At 70.2% G+C, this 17264-nt stretch carries 18 protein-coding genes and 1 pseudogene; 3 read left to right on the top strand and 16 right to left on the bottom strand.

Going from position 1 to position 17264, the window contains the following annotated elements; genetic code table 11:
• Window positions 1-81: 81 nt before the first annotated feature.
• A complete protein-coding gene (coaA, locus tag ABD350_RS21815) occupies window positions 82-1050 on the top strand; it encodes a type I pantothenate kinase (RefSeq protein WP_344350066.1) in 969 nt (322 codons plus the stop codon).
• A 21-nt stretch (window positions 1051-1071) separates the two neighbouring features.
• The gene (locus tag ABD350_RS21810) at window positions 1072-2001 is read left to right on the top strand and encodes a DUF389 domain-containing protein (protein ID WP_344349907.1); all 930 of its coding nucleotides are present in this window, start codon (window positions 1072-1074) and stop codon (window positions 1999-2001) included.
• A gap of 35 nt (window positions 2002-2036) precedes the next feature.
• Here ABD350_RS21810 and glmM read toward each other — a convergent pair whose 3' ends face one another.
• The 3 genes from glmM to rplM form a co-directional block, all read right to left on the bottom strand.
• The gene (glmM, locus tag ABD350_RS21805) at window positions 2037-3395 is read right to left on the bottom strand and encodes a phosphoglucosamine mutase (RefSeq protein WP_344349906.1); all 1359 of its coding nucleotides are present in this window, start codon (window positions 3393-3395) and stop codon (window positions 2037-2039) included.
• Window positions 3396-3612: 217 nt separating this feature from the next.
• Window positions 3613-4125: a 30S ribosomal protein S9 gene (rpsI, locus tag ABD350_RS21800; protein ID WP_003998795.1), complete on the bottom strand. Its 513-nt coding sequence runs from the start codon at window positions 4123-4125 to the stop codon at window positions 3613-3615.
• Between the two features lie 42 nt (window positions 4126-4167).
• Window positions 4168-4611 (bottom strand): 50S ribosomal protein L13, encoded by a 444-nt coding sequence (rplM, locus tag ABD350_RS21795; protein ID WP_014674395.1) that lies wholly within the window; start codon window positions 4609-4611, stop codon window positions 4168-4170.
• Window positions 4612-4879: 268 nt separating this feature from the next.
• On the opposite strand from rplM, the gene ABD350_RS21790 reads away from it, so the two are divergent.
• Window positions 4880-5758, top strand: a complete 879-nt coding sequence (locus ABD350_RS21790; protein WP_344349905.1) for a hypothetical protein — start codon at window positions 4880-4882, stop codon at window positions 5756-5758.
• Between the two features lie 12 nt (window positions 5759-5770).
• On the opposite strand, the gene ABD350_RS21785 is transcribed toward ABD350_RS21790, so the two are convergent.
• From ABD350_RS21785 to ABD350_RS21725, 13 genes and pseudogenes are all read right to left on the bottom strand, one after another.
• Window positions 5771-6514: a polyprenol monophosphomannose synthase gene (locus ABD350_RS21785; RefSeq protein WP_344349904.1), complete on the bottom strand. Its 744-nt coding sequence runs from the start codon at window positions 6512-6514 to the stop codon at window positions 5771-5773.
• Entirely contained in the window at window positions 6514-7818 is a 1305-nt protein-coding gene (locus ABD350_RS21780) for a UDP-glucose dehydrogenase family protein (protein WP_344349903.1), read from the bottom strand. Before ABD350_RS21780 ends, ABD350_RS21785 begins: the two co-directional genes overlap by 1 nt.
• A gap of 30 nt (window positions 7819-7848) precedes the next feature.
• Window positions 7849-9840 (bottom strand): glycosyltransferase family 39 protein, encoded by a 1992-nt coding sequence (locus tag ABD350_RS21775; RefSeq protein WP_344349901.1) that lies wholly within the window; start codon window positions 9838-9840, stop codon window positions 7849-7851.
• Window positions 9837-10859, bottom strand: a complete 1023-nt coding sequence (locus ABD350_RS21770) for a glycoside hydrolase family 26 protein (protein ID WP_344349900.1) — start codon at window positions 10857-10859, stop codon at window positions 9837-9839. The genes ABD350_RS21775 and ABD350_RS21770 overlap by 4 nt, the downstream gene beginning before the upstream one ends.
• Entirely contained in the window at window positions 10859-12277 is a 1419-nt protein-coding gene (locus ABD350_RS21765; protein WP_344350065.1) for a glycosyltransferase family 2 protein, read from the bottom strand. The genes ABD350_RS21770 and ABD350_RS21765 overlap by 1 nt, the downstream gene beginning before the upstream one ends.
• Before the next feature lie 381 nt (window positions 12278-12658).
• Window positions 12659-13522 carry a tRNA pseudouridine(38-40) synthase TruA gene (gene truA / locus ABD350_RS21760; protein ID WP_344349899.1) on the bottom strand — a complete coding sequence of 288 codons (864 nt, stop codon included), beginning with the start codon at window positions 13520-13522 and terminating at the stop codon, window positions 12659-12661.
• A gap of 92 nt (window positions 13523-13614) precedes the next feature.
• A complete protein-coding gene (gene rplQ / locus ABD350_RS21755) occupies window positions 13615-14106 on the bottom strand; it encodes a 50S ribosomal protein L17 (protein ID WP_344349898.1) in 492 nt (163 codons plus the stop codon).
• 115 nt (window positions 14107-14221) lie between these two features.
• A complete protein-coding gene (locus tag ABD350_RS21750; protein WP_003966937.1) occupies window positions 14222-15244 on the bottom strand; it encodes a DNA-directed RNA polymerase subunit alpha in 1023 nt (340 codons plus the stop codon).
• 209 nt (window positions 15245-15453) lie between these two features.
• Entirely contained in the window at window positions 15454-15858 is a 405-nt protein-coding gene (gene rpsK, locus ABD350_RS21745; protein ID WP_003956432.1) for a 30S ribosomal protein S11, read from the bottom strand.
• Window positions 15859-15923: 65 nt separating this feature from the next.
• Window positions 15924-16304, bottom strand: coding sequence for a 30S ribosomal protein S13 (gene rpsM, locus ABD350_RS21740; protein ID WP_067240336.1), 381 nt, complete (start codon window positions 16302-16304; stop codon window positions 15924-15926).
• 192 nt (window positions 16305-16496) lie between these two features.
• A complete protein-coding gene (gene rpmJ / locus ABD350_RS21735) occupies window positions 16497-16610 on the bottom strand; it encodes a 50S ribosomal protein L36 (protein ID WP_003998809.1) in 114 nt (37 codons plus the stop codon).
• Window positions 16611-16670: 60 nt separating this feature from the next.
• Window positions 16671-16892 (bottom strand): translation initiation factor IF-1, encoded by a 222-nt coding sequence (gene infA, locus ABD350_RS21730; protein ID WP_003948620.1) that lies wholly within the window; start codon window positions 16890-16892, stop codon window positions 16671-16673.
• Window positions 16893-17043: 151 nt separating this feature from the next.
• A pseudogene (locus tag ABD350_RS21725) lies at window positions 17044-17220 on the bottom strand (type I methionyl aminopeptidase); the annotation flags it as partial.
• Window positions 17221-17264 lie beyond the last annotated feature (44 nt).

The raw sequence follows: 17264 nt of genomic DNA, 5'->3' as shown, positions 1-17264 counted from the left end.
CCGGAGGCCACGTGACCCACCCCACCCCCCAGCCCGTTCAAACTCCGTTAACAATGGACTGTGATCTCACCGGTCTCCCCGATGCCCCGGAGCGCCCACCGGCACAGGCCGGAGGCGACTCCCTACGTCGATCTCACCCGCGCCGAGTGGAGCGCGCTGCGCGACAAGACACCGTTGCCGCTCAGCGCCGAGGAGGTGGAGAAGCTCCGCGGTCTGGGTGACGTCATCGACCTGGACGAGGTGCGGGACATCTACCTCCCGCTCTCCCGGCTCCTCAACCTCTACGTCGGCGCCACGGACGGCCTGCGCGGCGCGCTGAACACGTTCCTCGGGGAAAAGGGCTCCCAGTCCGGCACCCCGTTCGTGATAGGCGTCGCCGGCTCCGTGGCCGTCGGCAAGTCCACCGTGGCCCGCCTGCTCCAGGCCCTGCTCTCCCGCTGGCCCGAGCACCCTCGCGTGGAACTGGTCACGACGGACGGCTTCCTGCTGCCCACCCGGGAGCTGGAGGCCCGCGGCCTGATGTCGCGGAAAGGTTTCCCCGAGTCCTACGACCGCCGGGCCCTCACCCGTTTCGTCGCCGACATCAAGGCGGGCAAGGACGAGGTGTCCGCGCCGGTCTACTCCCACCTGATCTACGACATCGTGCCGGGTGAACGGCTCGTCGTCCGCCGCCCGGACATCCTCATCGTGGAGGGCCTGAACGTCCTCCAGCCCGCGCTGCCCGGCAAGGACGGCCGTACCCGGGTCGGTCTCGCCGACTACTTCGACTTCAGCGTGTACGTCGACGCGAGCACCGAGGACATCGAACGCTGGTACCTCAGCCGCTTCCGGAAGCTGCGGCAGACCGCGTTCCAGAACCCGTCGTCGTACTTCCGCAAGTACACCCAGGTCTCCGAGGAGGAGGCCCTGGACTACGCGCGCATGCTCTGGCGGACCATCAACCAGCCGAACCTGGTGGAGAACATCGCCCCGACCCGCGGCCGGGCCACCCTGATCCTGCGCAAGGGCCCGGACCACAAGGTGCAGCGGCTGCGGCTGCGCAAGCTGTAACCGGTCCGGTTGGATGGGCGCATGCTGCATCTGCGCCTGATCTCCCCGGCCGAGCGGACCGAGGAGGTGGTGCGGCTGATCGAGCGGACGGTCGGCACCACCCACCTCGTCGTCCTGCCCGGCACCGCCCGCGACCCCGTCGGCGACCTCGTCCTGTGCGACGTGGCGCGCGAGGCGGGTGACGAACTCATCGCCGGGCTACGGCGGCTGGGCCTGGAGGACACCGGTTCCATCGCCGTGGAGGACATCGGCCTGTCGCTGTCCCGGCGGGCCGAGGAGGCCGAGGAGGAGGCGCCGGGCGAGGGCGCGGACGCGGTGCTGTGGGAGGGCCTGACCGAGGCCACCCACGAGGAGTCGACGCTCTCGGTCACCTACCTCGCCTTCATCACCCTCGCCACGATGATCGCCGCCTGCGGTGTCGTCCTGGACAACGCGATCCTGATCGTGGGCGCGATGGCGGTGGGCCCGGAGTTCGGCCCGCTGGCCGGCATCAGCACGGCACTGGTCCGGCGCCGGCCGCGGCTGGCGCTGCGGTCGCTGACCGCCCTGCTGGTGGGTTTCGCCGTGGCGATGGCGGTGACGGGCGGCTTCGCCGTGGTCATGGACGCCCTCGGCCTGTTCCACCGGTCCAGCCTGGAGGGCGAGCGGCCCAACACCGCGTTCGTGTACGCCCCGGACGCCTTCTCGTTCATCGTGGCGGTCCTGGCCGGCGTCGCCGGCACCCTCTCGCTGACCTCCGCGAAGTCGGGGGCGCTGGTGGGCGTGGCCATCTCGGTGACCACGGTCCCGGCCGCGGCCAACGCGGCGGTGGCGCTGGCCTACGGCGACATGTCACAGACCAGCGGCTCGACCGTCCAGCTCCTGCTGAACATGCTGGGCATCGTGCTGGCGGGGACCGTCACGCTGCTCGCCCAGAAGTACTTCTGGAGGCACCGGCGGCAACGTCCGTGACGCGGCGCGGGGTTGTCGCCCCGCCCCGGTCCGAACTATCCCAGCGCCGCCTTCACCGCGTCGGCCAGCCGCCCCGCGACCGCCCGGGCCTGCTCGATGTCCGCGGCCTCGACCATGACCCGCACCAGCGGCTCCGTGCCCGACGGCCGCAGCAACACCCGCCCGGTCTCGCCGAGTTCGCGCTCCGCCTCGGTGACCGCGGCGGCGAGGTCCGCGGACGTCCTCACCCGCGACTTGTCCACGTCCGGCACATTGATCAGGACCTGCGGCAGCCGCTCCATGACGGAGGCCAGCTCCCGCAGCGTACGGCCGGTCTGCGCGACCCGCGCCGCCAGCAGCAGGCCGGTCAGCGTGCCGTCGCCGGTGGTGGCGTGGTCGAGGATGATGACGTGCCCGGACTGCTCGCCGCCGAGGGAGTAGCCGTGCTCCTTCATCTCCTCCAGGACGTACCGGTCGCCCACGGCCGTCTGCACGAGCCGGATGCCCTCGCGTTCCATCGCCAGCTTGAAGCCGAGGTTGGACATCACGGTGGCCACCACCGTGTCGGCGGGCAGCGCGGACCGCTCCCGCAGCGCCAGCGCGAGCACGGCGAGGATCTGGTCCCCGTCCACCTCCTCGCCGGTGTGGTCCACGGCCAGGCAGCGGTCGGCGTCACCGTCGTGCGCGATGCCGAGGTCCGCGCCGTGCTCGACGACCGCGGCCTTGAGCAGGTCCAGGTGGGTCGAGCCGCAGCCGTCGTTGATGTTGAGGCCGTCCGGCTCGGCACCGATCGTGACGACCTGGGCGCCGGCCCGGGCGAACACCTCCGGCGAGACCCCCGAGGCCGCGCCGTGCGCTTCGTCCAGGACGATCTTCAGACCGTCGAGCCGGTTGGGCAGCACCGCCAGCAGATGGGCGATGTACTGCTCGAAGCCCTCCTCGTACGACCGTACGCGGCCGACGCCGGCCCCCGTCGGCCGCTCCCAGGGCTCACCGTGCCGGTGGGAGTCGTAGACCGCCTCGATCCGGTCCTCCAGCTCGTCGGCGAGTTTGTGGCCGCCGCGGGCGAAGAACTTGATGCCGTTGTCCGGCATGGCGTTGTGGCTGGCGGAAAGCATCACACCGAGGTCGGCGCCGAGCGCGCCGGTCAGGTGCGCCACCGCGGGCGTCGGCAGCACGCCGACCCGCAGGACGTCCACGCCCGCGCTGGCCAGGCCGGCCACCACCGCCGCCTCCAGGAACTCCCCGGACGCGCGCGGGTCCCGTCCGACCACCGCCGTCGGCTTGTGGCCCTCGAAGGTGCCCGCCTCGGCCAGCACATGCGCCGCGGCGACGGAGAGGCCCAGCGCCAGCTCGGCCGTCAGATCCGCGTTGGCGACACCGCGCACGCCGTCCGTGCCGAAGAGTCGTCCCACTTGTCCTCCTGAGGAAGCATCGATGTCGGAAGCGGACCGCGCCGCGTCGGGTGGCAGGCGACCCGGTATCCGATCACACAAGCCTTTGAGCGTCTTGTGCCGTTATACGCCCTTGGCTGGGATAAGCGAACGCCCCGGGGGCACATGTGGCGTGCCGCCGGGGCGTTCGGAGTACGCGGGGCCGAAGCCCGTACCACGTACGAGCAGGCAGCGAAGCTTAGCGCTTGCTGTACTGCGGAGCCTTGCGGGCCTTCTTCAGACCGGCCTTCTTCCGCTCGACCGCACGGTCGTCGCGGCGCAGGAAGCCGGCCTTCTTCAGCGGGCCGCGGTTGTTGTCGACGTCGGCCTCGTTCAGCGCACGGGCGACACCGAGACGCAGCGCACCGGCCTGGCCGGAGACACCGCCGCCGGCGATGCGGGCGATGACGTCGTAACGGCCCTCAAGCTCCAGGACCTTGAACGGCTCGTTGACTTCCTGCTGGTGCACCTTGTTCGGGAAGTAGTCCTCAAGGGTGCGACCGTTGATCTTCCACTTGCCGGTGCCCGGGACGATCCGGACGCGGGCGATGGCGTTCTTGCGGCGGCCCAGGCCGGCGGCCGGCTGCGGCTCGCCGAAGCGGGAGGCCAGGGACTCCGAGGTGTACTCGCCCTCGACGGGGACCTCGGACTCGGTGGTGTAGCTGTCGATGTCAAGCTCTTCGAGCGGCTGCTCGGCAGTGGTCTCGGCCACGATTCTCCTCAGATTCTGTTCAGTCTTAGGGGGTGGCCGGACTTACTGCGCGACCTGGGTGATCTCGAACGGCACGGGCTGCTGGGCCGCGTGCGGGTGCTGGTCACCCTTGTAGACCTTCAGCTTCGAGAGCATCTGACGGCCCAGGGAGTTCTTGGGGAGCATGCCCTTGACGGCCTTTTCGATGGCCTTCTCCGGGTTCTTGTCCAGCAGCTCGTCGTAACGGACGGAGCGCAGACCACCCGGGTAGCCGGAGTGGCGGTAGGCCATCTTCTGGGTCCGCTTGTTGCCGGACAGGTGCACCTTGTCGGCGTTGATGATGATGACGAAGTCACCAGCGTCGACGTGCGGCGCGTAGATCGGCTTGTGCTTGCCCCGGAGGAGGGTCGCAGCAGTGGTGGCGAGACGGCCCAGGACAACGTCCTGAGCGTCGATGACGTGCCACTGGCGCGTCACATCGCCGGGCTTGGGGCTGTACGTACGCACGGTTCGTAGCCTTCGCTTCGAGTGAATGGTCCTAAACAAGGTCACCGAAACGATCACGACAGCCTTGACCCACGGCGGCGACGCAAACCGCGTGCGTGGGGTCGCTGGTCATCGGCCCGGTGGACCGGTGTAAGGGCCCGTCCCGTGAGAATGAGCAAGCCAATACACAACGAAGAAGCAGGTTACCGGCTGGCCCCCGGGCGGGTCAAAACGAGGCGGGTCGCCGGACGGCCCCCGGGTCACCGGCCCCCCGTCTAAGATGCGCCCCATGAGTTACGGGCAGGGGGGACCCCAGTCTCAGTGGGATCCCTGGAAACCGCATTCCCAGCAGCAGCCGTGGAACAGCGGAGAAGACGACGGGACGCCCGACTGGGCCGCGCTCGCCGAGGCCTCCGAGACCCGGAACAAGCGCCGCAAACTGCTGTTCACAGCCGGCGGGGCGCTGGCCGCGATCGCGATAGGCACCGCGGTCGCCGTGGCCGTGGTCTCCGCGAACGGCGGCGACCCCGAGGCCGGCCCCGGCAACCTGCCCGCCGGCGCCTCGCTGCCCGGCACCGGCACGGCGACGCCGTCCTTCGAGCCGACCAGCGCGCCGCCGCCGCTGAACCCCGCGGACTTCATATCCAGTGCCGAGAAGGACACCGCTCCGCTCGGCCCCGACACGCTCTTCGCGGGCAAGCAGGTCACCCTCGGCGACACCGCGTACACGAAGGGCGCCACGGACGACACCTCCGGCTGCGCCTCCGTCGCCGGCGGCACCCTGCCGCGCATCCTCACCGCCAACGGCTGCACCCGTATGATGCGCGCCACCTACACCCACGGCGACATCGCGGTCACCGTGGGCGTCGCCGTCTTCGACAACGCGGCGCAGGCCGCCCAGGCCAAGGCGCAGACCGACGACCGGTCCATCGTCCGCTCGCTGTTCGGCAAGGGCGGCGTCAAGCCCTTCTGCGACGGGGCCTTCTGCCGCTCCACCCGCAACGCCTACGGCCGCTACGCCTACTTCACCATCTCCGGCTTCACCACCGGCAAGGACGTCACCAAGAAGGACACCGCCGTCTTCGGCGCCGGCAACGGCCTGGCCCAGTTCACCGTCAACCAGATCCACCGCCGCGGCCAGGAGCAGGCCGAGGCCGCCGCGCGGTAGCCCGGCCCGCCGCTAGTACCGCTTCAGCCGCAGCCGCAGCGGCAGCACCGCCGACTCCAGCTGGGTGCGCAGCGTCATCTTGGACTCGCCCTCGGTACGCTCGGTGAACCGGATCGGGACCTCCACGGCCGCGTGCCCGGCCCGGACGGCCCGGTACTTCAGCTCCACCTGGAAGCTGTAGCCGGCGCTGTCCAGGGACGCCAGCCCGACGTCCCGCAGGGTTCGGGCCGACCACAGGTTGAACCCGGCCGTGATGTCCTGGATGTCGGTGCCGAGGATGGCGCGCGCGTACCGGTTGGCGAACCGGGACAGCAGCACCCGGTGGGCGCCCCACTCCTCGTCGAGCGAGCCGCCCTCGACGTAACGGCTGCCGACCACCAGCCCGGCACCGGAGTCGAGGGCCGCCTGGAGCATGCGGGGCACCGCCTCCACCGGGTGGCTGCCGTCGGCGTCCATCTGGACGACGTACTCGGCGCCCTCGTCCAGTGCGGCGGACATCCCGGCGGTGTACGCCCGGCCCAGCCCGTCCTTCTCGGTGCGGTGCAGCACACTCATCCGGGTCCGGCCGTCGCGGTTGTACCTCTCGGCCAGCTCCTCGGCGATCCGCCCGGTGCCGTCCGGGCTGGAGTCGTCGACGATCTTCAGCCGCAGCCCGTCCAGCGGCAGCCCGAGCACCGCCTCGGCCATGCCCGGCAGGTTCGCCGCCTCGTTGTACGTCGGCATCACCACGGTGACCCGGGCCTCGCTTCGTGCCATCACTGTCCCTCCCCTGCGGGCGCCGGCCTGCCCGGCGCCCGGAACCGCCAGCCCGCCGCGGCCCAGCGGTCCGCGTCGAGCACCCCCCGCCCGTCCACGATCCGTGGCCGGGCCACGAGCGTCGCCGCCCGCTCCGGGTCGATCTCCCGGAACTGCGGCCACTCGGTCAGATGCAGGACCAGGTCGGCCCCGCGCAGCGCGTCCTCGGCCGTCGCCGCGTACCCGAGCAGCGGGAACGCCTTGCGCGCGTTGTCCGCGGCCACCGGGTCGTACACGGTGACGTCGGCCCCCTCCAGCCGCAGCCGGGCGGCCACGGCCAGTGCGGGCGAGTCGCGGATGTCGTCGGAGCCGGGCTTGAAGGCGGCGCCGAGGACGGCGACCCGGGCGCCGAGCACCGCTCCCCCGCACAGCTCGCGGGCCAGCTCCACCACCCGGTCCCGGCGCCGCATGTTGATCGCGTCCACCTCGCGCAGCAGCCGCAGCGGCACGCCCAGCTCGCCGGCCCGGTGCGCGAAGGCGCGGATGTCCTTGGGCAGGCAGCCGCCGCCGAAGCCGACCCCGGCGCGCAGGAACTTCGGCCCGATCCGGTCGTCGTGGCCGAGCGCTTCGGCGAGCGTGCGCACATCGCCGCCGGCCGCCTCGCAGACCTCGGCCATCGCGTTGATGAAGGAGATCTTGGTGGCGAGAAAGGCGTTGGCGGCCGTCTTGACCAGCTCGGCGGTCGGGAAGTCGGCGGTGACCAGCGGGGTGCCGGCGGCGAGGACCGGCGCGTACACGGCGCGCAGCACGGTCTCGGCGCGCTGCGAGGCGACGCCGAACACCAGCCGGTCGGGGCGCAGCGTGTCCTCGACGGCGAAGCCCTCGCGCAGGAACTCCGGGTTCCAGGCGATCTCCGCGTCATGGGTCCGGGCCAGCCGCTCGGCCGTGCCGACCGGCACGGTCGACTTGCCGACGAGCAGCGCGTCCGGCGCGGCGTGCGCGGCCAGGGCGGCGAAGGCCGCGTCCACCTGGCTCAGGTCGGCGGCGCCGCCGTCGGCGCGCTGCGGGGTGCCCACGCAGACGAAGTGGACCTCGCCGAAGGCCCCGGCCTGTGCGAAGGAGGTGGTGAACCGCAGCCGGCCGCTTCCGGTGTGCCGCGCGATCAGCTCGGGCAGGCCCGGCTCGTGGAAGGGCACCCGCCCGGCGCCGAGCGCGGCCGCCTTCTCCGGGTCGATGTCGACGCCGAGTACCTCGTGGCCCAGCTCGGCCATGCAGGCGGCATGGGTGGCACCGAGGTAGCCGGTGCCGATGACGGTGAGCCGCAAGGGAACGGCCTTTCTCGCTTCGGTCCTGCTTCAGGAGGTCTTGGTCCAGATGCGGTAGTGGCCGGTACCGCTGGAGTTGCGGAAGGGCAGGTTGGCCAGGAGCCGGTAGTGCGGGTTGCCCTTGACCGCGTCCGCGACGACGGCGTCCACCCGGGGGTTGGTCAGGCCGTCCAGGACGATCAGGTCGAACTCGCCGTCGCGCAGCGCCGCCCGGTAGGCCGCGTCACCCTGGTGGTACGTGCCCTTCTTGTCCGTGTACTCCAGGGCGAACACGCCCTGCCACTGCCGGTGGGTGGTCTTGTCCCGCAGGTAGTAGACGGGCACCTCGGGGGTGGAGGCGAGGTAGTGGCCCTTGCGGTCCACGTGGGAGTCGACGACCTGGATCATCTTCGAGGAGTCGGGCCAGACGCCGAAGCGCCAGTCCGCCTGCGAGATGCCGAGGCAGAGCGTCGCCGTCCACAGCATGATGCCGAGCTGGGGGTAGCGGAAGTGGGCGCCGATCAGCCGGGTCACGCCCACACCGGCCATCGGCGCGGCGAACAGCAGGCCGAAGCCGACGTGCTTGAACAGCGAGACGACGGTGCCCAGGTGGATCTGGTAGGCGGGTGCGAGCAGCGCGGTGCCGCACAGCACCAGGCCGAGCAGTGCCCGCCAGCGCCATCCGGGGTTGCCGAGCCGCTGGGCGACCGGTGACTCGTTCATCCGGCTGCGCCGCACATAGGAGACCGCGCCGCCGACGGCGGTGAGGAACATCAGCCCGCCCCACTCGCCGGACCGCTGGAGCAGGAAGGCGGTGCTGTCGGAGCCGTGGTCCCGGTCGGTCGTGGTCTGCCGGACACCGGCCATCAGGTCGGTGCCGTACATGCCGATGCCCAGCACCGCGCCGATGCCGAGGGCGAGCAGCAGCATCCGGAGGAACGCCTTGCGGCCCTGGTGTGGCCAGCCGGTGAGCAGCGCGAGCACGACGATGGTCGGCAGGTACAGGCCGGCCGCGTACTTCACGCCGACGGCGAGGACGGCGACGGGGACGGCGAGCAGCACGGCGGCCGCCGGTGCCCGGTCGGTGCGTACGACGATCCAGGTGGCCAGGGCCAGCAGGAACACCGCGGCGGCGTCGTAGGTGGCGAAGTAGCCCATGACGACCGTGGACTGCACCACGGCGAACAGCGCGGCGCCGGCCAGCGCGGCCCGCTCGTTGAACAGCCGCCGGGTGAAGGAGTACAGCAGCCCGGTGGTGCCCAGCATGAACGCCAGGCTCAGCAGGCGCGCCCCGGTGAGCCCGAAGACGTCGTCCACGGCGGCGGCGAGCACCGGGTACAGCTGCGGCGAGCCGGAGAAGTAGGCCGCGTAGTCGATGGGCAGCGGGGTGCCGTGCAGCAGGTGCTGGAGTTCGGCGTGGCCGGCCGCGAGGTAGAGGGCCTCGTCCTGGAACGCGGTGTTGGCCAGGCGCAGCGAGAGCACCGTCTGGACGGCCAGCACGCACAGCAGCACGGCCCGGCTGACCCAGGCGCGCCGCCGGCTGGCGGCCATGTCCCAGCCGACCTCGGGCGTCTCGGGCACGTGGTAGCCGGGCTCGGCGGGCGCGGCCGGCTCCTCCTCGGCCGGCGGCGCGGGGTACGCCGGCTGGTCGGCGGGCTGCTGGTCGGCGTGGGCCCCGGGGTCGTACCCGTACCCCTCGGGGAGGTCGTACCCCTGGGGGACGTCGTGGCCCTGCGGGGTGTCGTACCCCTGGGGGGCCTGGTGGTAGCCCTGCGGGCTGTCGTACCCCTGGGGGACCGCCTGCCCGTGCGGGGCCTCGTAACCCTGCGGGGTGTCATACCCCTGGGGGACCTGGTAGCCCTGGGGAGCGTCGTAGCCGTGCGAGGCGTCGTACCCCTGCGAGGCGTCGTACCCCTGCGGGGCGTCGTAGCCCTGCGGCCGGCGCGGGAGGTAGCCGTCGGAGTTGAACCAGCCGCCCTGCTGCTCCTCCTCGGCGTACGGGTCGTACGGCTGCGGGGTGTAGTACTCGGGGCGAGAGGTCATGACGGCTTCCGTACGTCGAAGCCGAAACGGTCGTCGGCGGCCAGGCGCTTGAACTCCTCCAGCGCCAGCGGGCTCGCCTCCAGCCGCCAGTCGGCGCGCTTTTTGTAGTCGAACCAGATGAAACCGAGCATGTCGTCGTCCGCCGCGACGCCCGCGAACAGGTTGCGGACATCGGCCCGCCGCCGTTCCCCGGGCATGGCCGCGGTCTCCAGCAGCAGCATCGGCTTCCTGGTGAAGGTGCGGATCTCGGCGCGGGTCGGCCCGAAGACGCTGTCGAAGGCGTTGTCCTGGCCGATCGTGAAGTAGCCGACCAGACCGATCCAGTCCACGTAGGCGTCACCCGGGTAGTACGGCTTGAGCCGTACGCTCTTCACCGGGTTGACGATGTTGGGCGCCCAGGCCCAGATGACGTTGGTGGCGCCCACGTCGACGAAGGTCTGGTGGATGTGGCGCCAGGCGGCCACGTACTGGGCCGGGGTCGCGTGGCGCGTGCCCCACTTCTCCCAGTGGCCGTTGAACTCGTCCGCGAAGTCGATCACCACGGGCAGGTTCAGCTTGCGCACCGCGGCCGCGTACTCCTTGATGTACGCGTCCGACCTGCCCGCCGCGATGTCGGCGAGCGGAGTGTCGAAGGGCTCCCAGGACATCAGCGTCAGGGCGCCCTCGGCCCAGGCGTTGCGTACGCCGGTGGCGTCGAAGCCGTCGCCCCAGGCGGCGTAGTACTCGACCAGGTTGGGCTGCTTGCCGGTCATCCGGGTGTACGCGTCGATGCTCTTCATGGAGGTCGGCGCGCCCGCCACGGCCGCCCCGTAGTACTTCTTGGCCGGCTTGATCAGGGGGGTGACGTCGTAGGGGATGTCCTGGGGGCTCGCCGAGGAGTGCGGGGCCGCCGCGCCGCCGGACTCCGCCGAGCCGCCGGAGTCGTCGCCGAGCAGCGAGCAGCCGCCGAGCGCGAGCACGCCGGCCAGGGCGCAGGCCAGGGCCGCGCCGGCCCTGCGGGATCGTTCCTTCAGTCGCATCAGGCAGCCTCCGCCCCCGACCGCGGCTGCACCAGCACGCGGCCGACGACCAGCGCGTAGAACAGCCCGGAGGACAGGATCAGGGCGAAGTCCGGGGCGTTCATGGTGAACGTCCGGTACACCGCCGCGGTGACCCACACCAGCGCCGTGCCGCCGCTCCACGCCCACATGCCGATCCAGAACCGCCGCGTCTTGTTCTTCTTGGCGCCGGAGGAGCCCGTCGGCTGCCAGCCCATGCGGTTCTTGCGCAGGATGTCCCAGATGGCGAAGACGTGCGCCCAGCCGTACATCATCCGGGTCGCCCAGGCCTCCAGGCGGTACGGCGCCCGGTGCCACATCGGGAAGATGATCGTGGTGTAGAGGATGCTGGGCAGGACCAGCAGCAGATGCTCGACCTTGAGCTTCTCCGGCATCACCAGCAGCAGCACGATCGGGATGACCGGGGCCGCGAAGGTGAACAGCGCGGTGTGGATGTAGTAGAAGAAGCCGGACATGTAGCACAGCCGGCTGGACAGCTTGATCTTCGCCTGCCAGAACTTCCTGCTGCCCAGCAGGCTCATCGAGCCCGAGCACCACCGGTACTGCTGGTTGAAGAAGGCGCCCGCGCTGTCCGGGCAGACCCCGGTGGACACCGCGACCGGGACGTACCTGAGGTCCCAGCCGAGCCCGCGCAGATCGAACCCGGTGTGCACGTCCTCGGAGTGCTCGATCAGCGTGGTGCCGCCGTTGGTCTCCAGCGCCGCCCGCCGGTAGATCGCGCAGGAGCCGACGCAGATGGCGCCGTCGCTGCTCTGCCGGGAGACCTGCACGGAGCGGTAGAACAGCTCCTGCACCGCGCCCGCGCCGCGCTCGATCCAGTTCTGCGAGTCGAGCACCCGGAAGTACTGCGGGGACTGGACGATGCCGATCCGCGGATCGTCGTCCATGTACGGCAGCAGTTCCTCCAGCAGATCGGCGCGCGGGGTGAAGTCGGCGTCCAGGATGAGGATGTACTCGCCGTCGGACTGGGCGAACCCGAAGTGCAGATTGCCGGCCTTCTTGAACCAGCCCCGGTTCTCCCGGGTGCCGTAGCGGAAGCCGAAGTCCCGGGCCATCGCCGCCAGCTCCGGGCTCGCGCCGTCGTCCAGCACGAACGGCACGCAGACCCCGGGGTAGCGGTCGGCCATCGCCCGCACATGCCGCCAGGTGTTGTGCAGCACCTCGATGGGCTCACCGCACACCGGCAGGAACACGTCGACGCTCGGGTACACCTCGGGCCGCCAGTTCTGCACCAGCCGCCGGTGGTGGGCGATGTCGAAGTCCCGGGTGAAGCCGTTCACCCGCAGCGACACCAGGTAGTAGATCACCGTGAACGCGAGCAGCGGCGTGTAGATCCACAGCACCGGGGTGGACGCGGCCAGCTTGAACTGGCTCAGCACCAGGCAGCAGAAGCTGATCAGCGAGCTGATCGTCAGGATCCACAGATGCCGTCGCGCGTAGGAGTACTTCTCCTTGTCCGTCGGCGGGAGCGGCAGCAGTCCCAGTGCGGCGCTTCCGCCCCGCACGGCCCGTCGCCGCCCACCGCCCTGCCGTGCCGCACGACGCCCCCCGGCCCGCACGGAATCCACTGAAGTCATTCCGTTGTCCCACCCCGGGCCTTACCGACCCGTCGACCCCCCAGCCAATCCGGCCTCCCCATCGAACGTGTGGCCGGAAGGCGCAACTGTATCCGAGAGGTATGAAACGCGTAAGAGTCGGTATGGGCTAATACGCCCCATAAGTCCGGACATGGGGCGTAAGCGACGTGAAATGCGACGTAACTAACAGGTTTCGCATCCCGGAAGTCCGGGAAGCGACCGCTTGTTCCGGGCCTCCTTGCTCCGGGCCGCCAGCAGCTCGTCGGCCGGGTAGCCGACCTCCTCCAGCGTCAGCCCGTGCGGCCGTACGACATGCACGGCGGAGTCCCGCACCCCCGCGGCCAGCACCTTCCCCGGCCACTCCGGCCCCCGGTGCCCGTCCCCGACGAACAGCAGCGCGCCGATCAGCGAGCGCACCATGTTGTGGCAGAAGGCGTCCGCCCGCACGGTCGCCGTGATGATGCCGTCCTCGCCCCGCACCAGGCTCAGCTCCTGGAGCGTACGGATCGTCGTCGCGCCCTCGCGCTTCTTGCAGTAGGCGGCGAAGTCGTGCTCCCCGAGCAGCTCCCGCGCGGCCTCGTTCATGGCGTCCACGTCGAGCGGCCAGTCGTGCCACAGCACATGGCCGCGCAGCAGCGGGTCCACTCCCCCGGGGTTGTCGGTGACCCGGTAGGCGTAGCGCCGCCACACCGCCGAGAACCGCGCGTTGAAACCGCTCGGCGCCTCGCGCAGCGCCCACACCCGGACGTCCTTCGGCAGCCGGCCGGCCAGCCGCTTCAGCAGCTTCTGGTGGTGCTCGCGCCACAGCTCCCCGGGCAGATCGACGTGCGCCACCTGCCCCCGGGCGTGCACCCCGGCATCGGTGCGCCCGGCCACGGTCAGCTCGTACGTCTCCTTGGACCGCGTGACCGTCCGCAGGGCGTCCTCGATCTCCCCCTGCACGGTCCGCCGGCCCCCGGCCTGCTTCGCCCAGCCGTGAAAGGCGGTGCCGTCATAGGACAGGTCGAGACGGACACGGACGTAACCGGGCTGCACTTCGTCACTCACGGGGGAATCCTCTCAGGGCGGTGCCATGGGAGGAAACGCGAAAGCGGGCCCACCCCGGAGGGCGGACCCGCTTCCCGTGTTCAGGCAGAGCCTCAGGCGTCCTTGGACTCCTCGGCCGGAGTCTCGGTCTCCTCGACCTTCGTCTCCTCGGCCTTGGCCTCCTCGGACTCCTTGACCGCGCGCTTGGTCGCGGCCTCGGCCTCGCCCACGGCCTTCTGCTGCACCGTCAGCGCCTCGACCAGCTCGATGACAGCCATGGGCGCGTTGTCGCCACGGCGGTTACCGATCTTGGTGATGCGGGTGTAACCACCCGGACGGTTCTCGTAACGCGGGCCGATCTCGGTGAAGAGCGTGTGGACGACGCTCTTGTCCGTGATCACCTGAAGCACCTGGCGGCGGTTGTGAAGGTCGCCCTTCTTCGCCTTGGTGATCAGACGCTCGGCGTACGGGCGCAGGCGGCGGGCCTTCGCCTCGGTGGTGGTGATACGGCCGTGCTCGAAGAGGCTCTTCGCGAGGTTCGCGAGGAGGAGCTTCTCGTGCGCGGCGCTGCCGCCCAGACGGGCACCCTTGGTGGGCTTCGGCATGGTTCTTCTCCTAGGTGTCTGCCCCGGCCGTATCAGGTACCGGGGTCAGTATCTGAGCAGGCGGTTGCCTGTCAGAGATCCGGGGTCCGCTGACGCGAACCCCGGAAGCGGAGACTCAGTACTGCTCGGTCTCCACGAAACCCGCGTCCGCGTCGTCGTCCGCGCCGAAGGCGTCCGCGGCGGCCGTGGGGTCGAATCCGGGCGGGCTGTCCTTCAGGGCCAGGCCCATGCCGGCCAGCTTCGCCTTGACCTCGTCGATGGACTTCGCACCGAAGTTGCGGATGTCCAGCAGGTCGGCCTCGCTGCGCGCGACCAGCTCACCCACGGAGTGGATGCCCTCGCGCTTGAGGCAGTTGTACGACCGAACGGTGAGCTCCAGCTCCTCGATCGGCAGCGCCAGGTCCGCGGCCAGGGCGGCGTCCGTCGGGGACGGGCCCATGTCGATGCCCTCGGCGTCGATGTTCAGCTCGCGGGCGAGACCGAACAGCTCGACCAGGGTCTTGCCGGCGGAGGCCATGGCGTCACGCGGACGCATCGCCTGCTTCGTCTCGACGTCGACGATCAGCTTGTCGAAGTCGGTGCGCTGCTCGACACGCGTGGCCTCGACCTTGTACGTGACCTTCAGCACCGGCGAGTAGATCGAGTCGACCGGGATACGGCCGATCTCCTGGCCCACCTGCTTGTTCTGCACGGCGGAGACGTAGCCGCGACCGCGCTCGACGGTCAGCTCCATCTCCAGCTTGCCCTTGCCGTTGAGCGTGGCGAGGACGAGGTCGGGGTTGTGCACCTCGACACCGGCCGGGGGCGCGATGTCGGCGGCGGTGACCAGACCCGGGCCCTGCTTGCGCAGGTACATCACGACCGGCTCGTCGTGCTCCGAGGAGACGACCAGCTGCTTGATGTTGAGGATCAGGTCGGTGACGTCCTCCTTGACGCCCGGCACGGTGGTGAACTCGTGCAGGACACCGTCGATCCGGATCGAGGTGACGGCGGCACCCGGGATCGAGGAGAGGAGCGTACGGCGCAGGGAGTTGCCGAGGGTGTAGCCGAAGCCCGGCTCCAGCGGCTCGATCACGAACCGGGAGCGGAACTCGTCGACGACCTCTTCGGTCAACGAGGGACGCTGAGCGATCAGCATGTGTGGATCAGATCCTTCTTTCGTGGACGCCCGCTATTTGACGTCCGACGGAAACCGCGCCCGGGAAAAGCGCGGGTACTGCAAGGGTACGGGCGGCACGGCCCGCAAGAGCCGTACCGCCCGGAACCCGAGCCTGCGCGGGGCAGCCGTGCGTCAGACGCGGCGGCGCGGAACACCCCCGCCGGAGCGGGGACAGCCGCCGCCCCTGATCAAACGCGGCGGCGCTTCGGCGGGCGGCAGCCGTTGTGCGGGGTCGGGGTGACGTCCTGGATGGAGCCGACCTCAAGACCCGTGGCCTGGAGGGAACGGATCGCGGTCTCGCGACCGGAGCCCGGGCCCTTCACGAACACGTCGACCTTGCGCATGCCGTGCTCCTGGGCGCGGCGGGCGGCCGACTCGGCGGCCATCTGCGCGGCGAACGGCGTGGACTTCCGGGAGCCCTTGAAGCCGACGTGGCCGGCGGAGGCCCAGGAGATCACGTTGCCGGACGGGTCCGTGATCGAGACGATCGTGTTGTTGAACGTGCTCTTGATGTGCGCGTGGCCGTGAGCGACGTTCTTCTTTTCCTTGCGGCGCACCTTCTTGGCAGCGCCCTGACGACCCTTGGGGGGCATCTATTAACTCCTACGGGAGGTGGTCGGTCCTACAGCGAAGACCGTGGACAGGCGTCCGCTGCGGACTACTTCTTGCCCGGCTTCTTCTTGCCGGCGATGGCGCGACGCGGGCCCTTGCGGGTACGGGCGTTGGTGCTGGTGCGCTGACCGCGGACGGGCAGACCGCGACGGTGACGGAGACCCTGGTAGGTACCGATCTCGACCTTGCGGCGGATGTCGGCCTGGATCTCGCGACGGAGGTCACCCTCGGTCTTGATGTTGTTGTCGACGTACTCGCGGATCGCGACGAGCTGCTCTTCCGTCAGGTCACGAACGCGGGTGTTCGGGTCGACGCCGGTCGCAGCCAGCGTCTCCTTCGAGAGGGTCCGGCCGATGCCGAACACGTAGGTGAGCGCGATCTCCACGCGCTTCTCGCGCGGGATGTCGACACCGGAAACGCGTGCCATTCAATGGCTCCTGGTGATTCTTCGGAGGTCTTCCACAGAACCGGCTCCCGGCCGCCGTACCAGGTACGAACCGGGTCCCCGGCCTCCGAACCGGGGGTGTCGAGCTGGATGGCTCGGGTCCTGCGTATGAACATATTCAGCTCGCGTCGCGCGAAACTCTGCGATAGAGGTGCAGAGGGAAACGGTCGTGCGTCAGCCCTGGCGCTGCTTGTGGCGCGGGTTCTCGCAGATGACCATGACCCGGCCGTGACGGCGGATCACCCTGCACTTGTCGCAGATCTTCTTGACGCTCGGCTTGACCTTCATGGGGTGAGGTTCTCCGGGTCAGTGCCATCGCACCGGGCGGGCCCGGGGCGCGGGCAAGATCTACTTGTACCGGTAGACGATCCGGCCACGCGTCAGGTCGTACGGAGACAGCTCCACCACGACCCGGTCGTCAGGGAGGATGCGGATGTAGTGCATACGCATCTTGCCGCTGATGTGTGCCAGGACCTGGTGGCCGTTCTGGAGCTCGACCTTGAACATGGCGTTCGGCAGAGACTCGACGACAGTGCCCTCGATCTCGATGGCACCTTGCTTCTTGGCCACGCTTCGCCCTTCGAATCGACTACCTTGATCGACTCTGTCGTGCACCGTTTGTGAGCATGCAGGCATGCGGGTGCACAAGAGCCGACGAGTCAGTCTACGTCGGCACACCCGGAAAGGCGAATCGAGGAAGTCTGCCCCATCGGGGTGATCCTTACGCGAGCGGGTCCGGCGCAGCCGTGATGCCGAACTCGGCCAGCTTCGCCTTGCCGCCGTCCGGGGCGGTGAGCACCAGCGGGCCCTGCTCCGTGAGGGCGACGGAGTGCTCCCAGTGCGAGGACCAGGTCCCGTCGGTCGTGATGACCGTCCAGTCGTCGGAGAGGACCTCGGACCCGTTTTCCGGATGCCGCTCTCGCGGGCTCGGCGCCTGGCGCG

It is taken from the genome of Streptomyces nogalater (assembly GCF_039532885.1).
GTDB classification, from domain to species: Bacteria; Actinomycetota; Actinomycetes; order Streptomycetales; family Streptomycetaceae; genus Streptomyces; species Streptomyces nogalater.
This window is presented reverse-complemented; position numbering and strand designations above follow the sequence as displayed.

Bases quoted from the DNA above. Each gene is read 5' to 3' on its own strand.
- ABD350_RS21790 (WP_344349905.1), top strand. From the start codon at position 4,880: ATGAGTTACGGGCAGGGGGGACCCCAGTCTCAGTGGGATCCCTGGAAA.
- rpsK (WP_003956432.1), bottom strand. From the start codon at position 15,858: ATGCCCCCCAAGGGTCGTCAGGGCGCTGCCAAGAAGGTGCGCCGCAAG.
- ABD350_RS21785 (WP_344349904.1), bottom strand. From the start codon at position 6,514: ATGGCACGAAGCGAGGCCCGGGTCACCGTGGTGATGCCGACGTACAAC.
- ABD350_RS21775 (WP_344349901.1), bottom strand. From the start codon at position 9,840: ATGACCTCTCGCCCCGAGTACTACACCCCGCAGCCGTACGACCCGTAC.
- ABD350_RS21770 (WP_344349900.1), bottom strand. From the start codon at position 10,859: ATGCGACTGAAGGAACGATCCCGCAGGGCCGGCGCGGCCCTGGCCTGC.
- coaA (WP_344350066.1), top strand. From the start codon at position 82: ATGCCCCGGAGCGCCCACCGGCACAGGCCGGAGGCGACTCCCTACGTC.
- ABD350_RS21750 (WP_003966937.1), bottom strand. From the start codon at position 15,244: ATGCTGATCGCTCAGCGTCCCTCGTTGACCGAAGAGGTCGTCGACGAG.
- rpsM (WP_067240336.1), bottom strand. From the start codon at position 16,304: ATGGCACGCGTTTCCGGTGTCGACATCCCGCGCGAGAAGCGCGTGGAG.
- rpmJ (WP_003998809.1), bottom strand. From the start codon at position 16,610: ATGAAGGTCAAGCCGAGCGTCAAGAAGATCTGCGACAAGTGCAGGGTG.
- rplQ (WP_344349898.1), bottom strand. From the start codon at position 14,106: ATGCCGAAGCCCACCAAGGGTGCCCGTCTGGGCGGCAGCGCCGCGCAC.
- ABD350_RS21810 (WP_344349907.1), top strand. From the start codon at position 1,072: ATGCTGCATCTGCGCCTGATCTCCCCGGCCGAGCGGACCGAGGAGGTG.